Source organism: Castellaniella sp. (assembly GCF_034674885.1).
Lineage (GTDB): Bacteria > Pseudomonadota > Gammaproteobacteria > Burkholderiales > Burkholderiaceae_B > Castellaniella.
On record NZ_JAUCDS010000002.1, the window covers coordinates 288054 to 294429 of the forward strand.

Here is a 6376-nt window from a genome sequence, read left to right on the forward strand (position 1 = left end):
GTCTCCGTGGGAGATGTCCGAAGCGGCGTCATTGCGCGCTGACCGGAATTCGCGGGTTGATGGCCGCGCGGATGACGCGGCGCAGGATCTGGAACGTCTGGTCCAGCGGCTGTTCGCTGGTGTTGATGTGGAATTCCGCCTTGGAATAGAAGGCTTCCCTGCCGGCGAGAATGTCCTTGAGGTCCTGCATGGCTTCCGGGTTGGCAGACATCGGCCGCAGGTCGCCCTGGGCGATGACCCGCTTCATGTGGTCTTCCGGGCTGGCCTGCAACCAGACGGTCGTGCAATAGGACAGCAGCAGATTGAAGGTCGAGGGCTCGGACACCAGCCCGCCTGGCGTGGCGAACACGCCTTCGGAATAGATCTGCACGGTTTCTTCCAGCGCCCGACGTTCGTAGCGCCGGTAGGCGTTCATGCCGTAGAGGGACTGGATCTCCGCGACCGAGCAGCCGGCGAATTTCTCGATTTCCCGGCTCAGTTCGACGAACGGGAATCCCAGGTCGTTTGCCAGCAGCCGGCCCAGTGTCGATTTGCCGGCGCCGCGCAGCCCGACCAGGGCGATCCGCGTGCTGCGCTGCGGGCTTTGGCCGCCTGTGCCCAGCAGCTCGCCGATAGCGAGCCGGACATTGCGCAAGGTGGCCTCGTCCTTGGTTTCCAGCAGTTCACGGATGAGCAGCCATTCGGGCGAGGACGTGGTGACGTCGCCGATCAGTTCGGCCAGCGTGCATTGCAGCGCCTGGGTGACCTGAAGCAGCACCAGGATGGAGGCATTGCCCACGCCGCCTTCGAGGTTGGCCAGATGCCGTTCGGATACGCCCGAGGCCAGCGCCGTGGCCTTGCGGGTCAGGCCGCGTCTCGCGCGCAGGGCGCGAATGTGCTCGCCCAGGGTGATCAGGAAGGGGTTGCGTCCTGCATCCTGATCCGAGCGATCCCGTACCACCAGTTGTCCAGCGTCGTGATTCATCATTTAGTCATTTTAATGCATAATGGGAATTTTAGTGCATGTTTTGTATCTGAGTCGGGAGGGCGACGCGTACCGGCTATCGCTTGAGCTGGGGTGTGGTCTGATCCTGGTGCGATCGCGGGAAGCGGTTAAACTGGCCGATTGTCTCTTTTATCCTGGATTGTCCCGGAAAACTGTCATGAAATTCAAGGAATTCGAACCCGGCATGGTGGTCCGCCATGGGCCGGTGAAGGTCGAAGAGGCGGACATGCTGGCCTTCGCCCGCGCCTATGATCCGCAGTGGTTCCATGTGGATGCCGAGCGCGCCCGTTCGGGGCGCTGGGGCGGCCTGATCGCCAGCGGCTGGATGACCTGCGGGCTGGCGATGCGCCTGGCGGTCGAGGGCGCCCTGCATGATTCCGAGTCCTTCGGCTCGCCGGGGCTGGAACGCCTGCGCTGGATCCTGCCGGTGCGCCCGGGCGATCAGCTGCGCCTGGAAGCCACGATTGATTCAAAACGGGTGTCCTCGTCGCGGGATGATCTGGGTATCATCCGCTGGACCTGGCGTTTGTTCAATCAAAACGACGAGCAGGTCCTGGAAGTCGAGGCCACCAGCCTGTTCGAACTGGAAGTGCCCGCCGCCTAGCGGAATACCACGGTGCGTTTGCCGTTCAGCAGGATGCGGTGTTCCACGTGCCAGCGCACGGCGCGCGACAGCACCACCGATTCGATGTCGCTGCCGATGCGCGTCAGGTCCTGCGGGCCCATGGCGTGGTCCACCCGCTCGATGTCCTGTTCGATGATGGGTCCCTCGTCCAGGTCCTGCGTCACGTAGTGCGCGGTGGCGCCGATGATCTTTACGCCTCGGGCGTGCGCCTGGTAATAAGGGCGCGCGCCCTTGAAGCTGGGCAGGAAGCTGTGGTGGATGTTGATCGCGCGGCCTTCCAGGGCGCCGCACAGGTCTTGCGACAGGATCTGCATGTAGCGGGCCAGCACGACCAGGTCCACGCGTTCGCGGTCCACCAGATCCAGGATCTGCCGTTCCTGGGCCGCGCGGGTGTCGTTGGACACGGGCAGGTGATGAAAGGGCAGGCCGTGGGCCTGCGCCAGCGGCTGGAAGTCTGGGTGGTTGGATACGACCCCGGCGATTTCCGCAGGCATCTGCCCGCTTTGCACGCGAAACAGCAGGTCGTTCAGGCAGTGCCCTTGGCGGCTGACCAGCACCAGCAACCGCGCCTTGCGGCTGGCGTCGTGGATCTGGAACTGCATGTTGAAGCGCTCGGCCGCCCCCGCGAAGTCTTGCTGCAGGGCATCGATGGACGGATCGGCCGGCAGGGAAAAATGGACGCGCAGGAAGAACTGCTGGCTGTCGGGGTCGCCGAATTGCTGTGCGTGCACGATGTTGCCGTGCAGCGTCAGCAGCCAGCTGCTGACGGTATGGACGATGCCCATGCGGTCGGGGCAGGAAAGCGTCAGGATGTAGTCGTGCATGAAGGATCGGATCGGGAAGAGGGCGGCGTCAGTTGCGCGACAGCGGTTCGCTGGCCTGGGTCAGTTCGAAATCCCCGGCATGGTAGATCAGGGGCGACAGCAATTGCCGCTGGCAGTGTTCCACCTGGCCCACGAAGATCGTGTGATCGCCCGCCCTGTGCTGCTGGGCGTTGTGGCATTCGAACCATGCGGCGCAGCGGGAATCCCCCAGCATCAGGGTGCCGTTGGGCGCGCGTTCCAGTGTCAGGCCGGCAAAGCGGTCGGCTTGGGATCCTTTGGCGAAACGGCGGGCCAGGTCGATCTGACTGGCTGACAGGACGTGGATCACGTAGCGGTCCAGGGCCCGGAACGCCTCTAGTGACGAGGCGGTGTGCGTCAGGGTCCACAGGACCATGGGCGGGTCCAGCGACACGGAACTGAAGGAACTGATGGTCAGCCCCAGGGGCGCGCCGGTATCGGGATGTTCGGCCGTGACGACGGTCACGCCCGTCGGGAATCGGCCCAGCGCCGAACGAAAATACAGGGATGGGAAATCCGCCGGGGAGGGGGAGGAGACGGTCATGGTGCTCATCAGGGGGCCAGGCGTGTCAGATCCCACCCGCCGGTGGCGTTTCGGGTATAGACCAGCCGGTCGTGCAGCCGGGACGGCCGGCCCTGCCAGAATTCGATGCGCGCCGCCTGCAGGCGGTAGCCCCCCCAATGAGGTGGGCGGGCCGGTTCGTCGCCCAGTTGCCCGGACAGGTCCTGCACGCGCTGCGCCAGGGCCTCGTGGCTGATAGGCCGGCTTTGCGGCGAGGCCCAGGCGCCGATGCGCGAACCCAGCGGCCGGCTGGCATAGTAGGCGTCGGATTCCGCCGCCGGCACGGGAGTCACGGCGCCCTCGATGCGGACCTGGCGTTCCAGTTCGGGCCAGAAGAACAGCAGGCTGGCATGCGGGTTGGCGTGCAGTTCCTCGCCCTTGCGCGATTGGTAGTTGGTGTAGAACACGAAGCCCTGCGCGTCGAAGCCCTTCAGGAGCACGATCCGGGCTGAAGGCCGCCCTGCGGCGTCGGCCGTGGCCAGCGTCATGGCGGTGGGCTCGCGCACCTCGCTGTGCAGGGCCTGCTCGAACCAGTGCTCGAACTGTGTGTGGGGGTCCGCCGCAGCAGCGGATTCCAGCAGTTCGAACTTCTGATAGGTTTGGCGGATATCGGCGATGGACATGGTGGCGAGTCAGGAAAGAAGGGATTCAGGGGATTGCTGCAGGGCCCGCACGACGGCCTGCAGGCGGCGATCGGGAATGCCGGCCTCGTTCAGGGCCCGGGCTGTCTCCAGCACGTAATCGGTGCAGGCACCGTAGCGCCCGTGGCCCTGCCGCACGGCGGCGACGATCTGGCCGGTGGACAGGCCGTGCGCGTAACCGTCGTCCTGGCGGTCCATGGTGAAGACCAGGCCCGGCACCGGGCCGTCGAACGTGTGGCAGCGCAGCCATCGCGGGATGTAGGCGCCGCTGGGCATTTCGCGCAGCCACAGGGCATGCATCGTGTCGGGCACCCGGTCGGCGGCGATCCGGAAGGCGCGCCCCGTGCATGCCCCGCCCAGGTCTAGCCCGAACACCAGACCAGGTTGCGCGGGCGTGCCGCGATTGATGCGCGACCACAGGCACAGCGCCCGATGATAGCCGTGGATGCGCGCCTGGCGGGATTCGAGAAAGTCGAATTCCGGTCGCCAGATGAGCGAACCGTAGCCAAAGATCCAGAGGTCGGAACGGCCGTCCCAGTGCTGCAAGGCCTGCCGGATGGACGCCGCCTGCCATTCGGCGTCCCGCAGCCGGAAAGCCTCGGGCGGCGGTGGCTGATGGGCGGAGCGAGGCGCAAGGGCGTTCACGGGGGCGGTCGGGCGGCAGGAAAGTAAATGCTTCCTATTGTAGAGGACTTGGGACGGCTCTGAATTGCGGCCGGCAGTGGCGCGCGGGCGCAGGCCGGCCCGTGGCAAAATGCTGCTTTCAGCGCCTTTCCTGTCTTCATGATGTCCAGCCCGGATCCGATCCTGCCGTTTGACGCCGCTCCGTCCGAACCCGCCGCAGACCTGAGCCGCCGTTTCGGCGGCCTGGATCGGCTGTACGGCGACGGGGCGTGGCGGCGGCTGTCCGACTTGCATGTGGTCGTGGCCGGTATCGGCGGGGTCGGCACCTGGTGCGTCGAGGCCCTGGCCCGTTCCGGGGTGGGCGCGCTGACGCTGGTGGACATGGACCACATCGCGGAATCCAACGTGAACCGCCAGGCGCATGCCCTGGGCAGTACCTTGGGCATGGCAAAGATCCGCGCCATGGCCGACCGGGTGCGCGACATCCATCCCGGCTGCCGGGTGACCGAAATCGACGATTTCGTCAGTGCCGACAATATAGAGACCATCCTGTCGGCCGGCCCCGCTGGCGTCCTGCTGGATTGCACCGATCAGGTCCCGGCCAAGATCGCCATGATCCTGCAGGCCCGGGCCCAGGGGTGGTCGTTCCTGGTGTGCGGCGGGGCTGGCGGCAAGACCGATCCCCTGGCGTTGCGCGCGGGAGACCTGTCCGTTGCGACTCACGACGCCCTGCTGGGCCGTATCCGCCAGGAACTGCGCCAGCGCCATGGCTACCCGAAAGGCGGGGCGGCAGGCGGCAAGCCCCGTCGGCGGGTGCCGCGCATGGGGGTGTCCTGCCTGTGGTTCGACCAGCCGGTGGTGCTGCCGTCGGCGTGGAACCAGCCCTCGGCCGCGTGCGCAGTGCCCGATGCGGGCGATGCGCTTGCTTTGCCGGCTGCCGCGCCCCAGGGCCTGTCCTGTGCCGGCTATGGTTCCGTGGTGACGGTCACGGCCAGCATGGGGTTGGCGGCCGCCAACTGGGCCCTGCAGCAGGCGCTGTCCGGGCCGGGCCGCTGATTTCCCCAGCCCTGACGCCCCATTTCCGGCCTGCGCACGGCAGCCGGACCGGACTCTGGCGTCAGGCTCCTGTCAGCCTTCCCCTGTAGTTTCAGGGCTGGTGTAGCATGTTGACACCCTAATAATCAAGGAACCATCCGCGTTTCGGGTGTCCGACTGGATGCCGGGGCTGCAGGATGACAGGAGACGACATCATGCAGAAAATCCGCGAATTCCATCGGCAATCCGTGCAGGATCGGGATGCCTTCTGGGCCCGCGAGGCCCAGCGCATCCACTGGGAAACTCCCTTTACTCAGGTGCTGGATTATTCCCGTCCTCCGTTTGCGCGCTGGTTCGTGGGTGGGCGCACCAACCTGTGCTACAACGCCGTGGATCGCTGGCTGGATACCCAGGCGGATCAGCCCGCGCTGATCTGGGTATCCACGGAAGTCGATCAGGAAATCGTCTACACCCGCGCGGAACTCTCCCGCGAGGTCAACGCCGCTGCAGCCATCCTGCAGCACCTGGGGGTGACACAGGGCGACCGGGTACTGATCTACCTGCCCATGATTCCCCAGGCGGCGTTCTTCATGCTGGCCTGCGCCCGCATCGGCGCCATCCATTCGGTGGTGTTCGGCGGCTTTGCATCCCATAACCTGGCGCAGCGCATCGACGACGCCGAACCCAAGGTCATCATCTCGACCGACGCCGGTTCGCGCGGCGGCCGCCCGATCGCCTACAAGCCGCTGCTGGACCAGGCCATCGCCCAGAGCGCGCACGCGCCCGAACACGTGGTGCTGGTCAATCGCGGCCTGGCACCGATGGAACTGACCGCCGGTCGCGACCTGGATTACGCCACGCTGCGGGCCCGCCACCTGGACGTGCAGGTGCCAGTGGTCTGGCTGGAATCCAGTACCCCCAGCTATATCCTGTATACCTCGGGCACGACGGGCAACCCCAAGGGCGTGCAGCGCGACGTGGGTGGTTATGCCGTGGCCTTGTGCGCGTCCATGGAATACATCTTCGGCGGCAAGCCGGGCGACGTCTATTTTTCCAGCAGCG

At 66.1% G+C, this 6376-nt stretch carries 8 protein-coding genes; 3 read left to right on the forward strand and 5 right to left on the reverse strand.

All coding sequences use genetic code 11. The annotated features are described in order from the left end of the window. Positions 1–28: 28 nt before the first annotated feature. Positions 29–964 carry a helix-turn-helix transcriptional regulator gene (locus VDP74_RS03050; RefSeq protein ID WP_322998142.1) on the reverse strand — a complete coding sequence of 312 codons (936 nt, stop codon included), beginning with the start codon at positions 962–964 and terminating at the stop codon, positions 29–31. Positions 965–1142: 178 nt separating this feature from the next. Between VDP74_RS03050 and VDP74_RS03055 the strand changes: the two genes are divergently transcribed. Further along, complete coding sequence (locus tag VDP74_RS03055) at positions 1143–1589, forward strand: MaoC family dehydratase (protein WP_322998143.1); 447 nt, start codon at positions 1143–1145, stop codon at positions 1587–1589. Here VDP74_RS03055 and purU read toward each other — a convergent pair. From purU to VDP74_RS03075, 4 genes are read right to left on the reverse strand one after another with little or no spacing between them, the layout of a single operon-like run. Then, positions 1586–2434 (reverse strand): formyltetrahydrofolate deformylase, encoded by an 849-nt coding sequence (gene purU / locus VDP74_RS03060; RefSeq protein ID WP_322998144.1) that lies wholly within the window; start codon positions 2432–2434, stop codon positions 1586–1588. The genes VDP74_RS03055 and purU overlap by 4 nt on opposite strands. Before the next feature lie 28 nt (positions 2435–2462). Next, positions 2463–2996 (reverse strand): flavin reductase family protein, encoded by a 534-nt coding sequence (locus tag VDP74_RS03065; protein ID WP_322998145.1) that lies wholly within the window; start codon positions 2994–2996, stop codon positions 2463–2465. An 8-nt stretch (positions 2997–3004) separates the two neighbouring features. Next, positions 3005–3637, reverse strand: a complete 633-nt coding sequence (pdxH, locus tag VDP74_RS03070; RefSeq protein WP_322998146.1) for a pyridoxamine 5'-phosphate oxidase — start codon at positions 3635–3637, stop codon at positions 3005–3007. A gap of 9 nt (positions 3638–3646) precedes the next feature. Further along, complete coding sequence (locus tag VDP74_RS03075; RefSeq protein ID WP_322998147.1) at positions 3647–4300, reverse strand: gamma-glutamylcyclotransferase; 654 nt, start codon at positions 4298–4300, stop codon at positions 3647–3649. A 141-nt stretch (positions 4301–4441) separates the two neighbouring features. On the opposite strand from VDP74_RS03075, the gene VDP74_RS03080 reads away from it, so the two are divergent. Next, positions 4442–5335, forward strand: coding sequence for a tRNA threonylcarbamoyladenosine dehydratase (locus VDP74_RS03080; RefSeq protein ID WP_322998157.1), 894 nt, complete (start codon positions 4442–4444; stop codon positions 5333–5335). A gap of 194 nt (positions 5336–5529) precedes the next feature. Further along, positions 5530–6376, forward strand: an 847-nt coding sequence (locus VDP74_RS03085; protein ID WP_322998148.1) for an AMP-binding protein, incomplete at its 3' end; no start/stop codon positions are given.

What these genes read in the sequence shown, in the direction of transcription:
- purU (WP_322998144.1), bottom strand. Translation starts at nt 2,434, where the DNA reads ATGCACGACTACATCCTGACGCTTTCCTGCCCCGACCGCATGGGCATC.
- VDP74_RS03055 (WP_322998143.1), top strand. Translation starts at nt 1,143, where the DNA reads ATGAAATTCAAGGAATTCGAACCCGGCATGGTGGTCCGCCATGGGCCG.
- VDP74_RS03050 (WP_322998142.1), bottom strand. Translation starts at nt 964, where the DNA reads ATGAATCACGACGCTGGACAACTGGTGGTACGGGATCGCTCGGATCAG.
- pdxH (WP_322998146.1), bottom strand. Translation starts at nt 3,637, where the DNA reads ATGTCCATCGCCGATATCCGCCAAACCTATCAGAAGTTCGAACTGCTG.
- VDP74_RS03080 (WP_322998157.1), top strand. Translation starts at nt 4,442, where the DNA reads ATGTCCAGCCCGGATCCGATCCTGCCGTTTGACGCCGCTCCGTCCGAA.
- VDP74_RS03065 (WP_322998145.1), bottom strand. Translation starts at nt 2,996, where the DNA reads ATGACCGTCTCCTCCCCCTCCCCGGCGGATTTCCCATCCCTGTATTTT.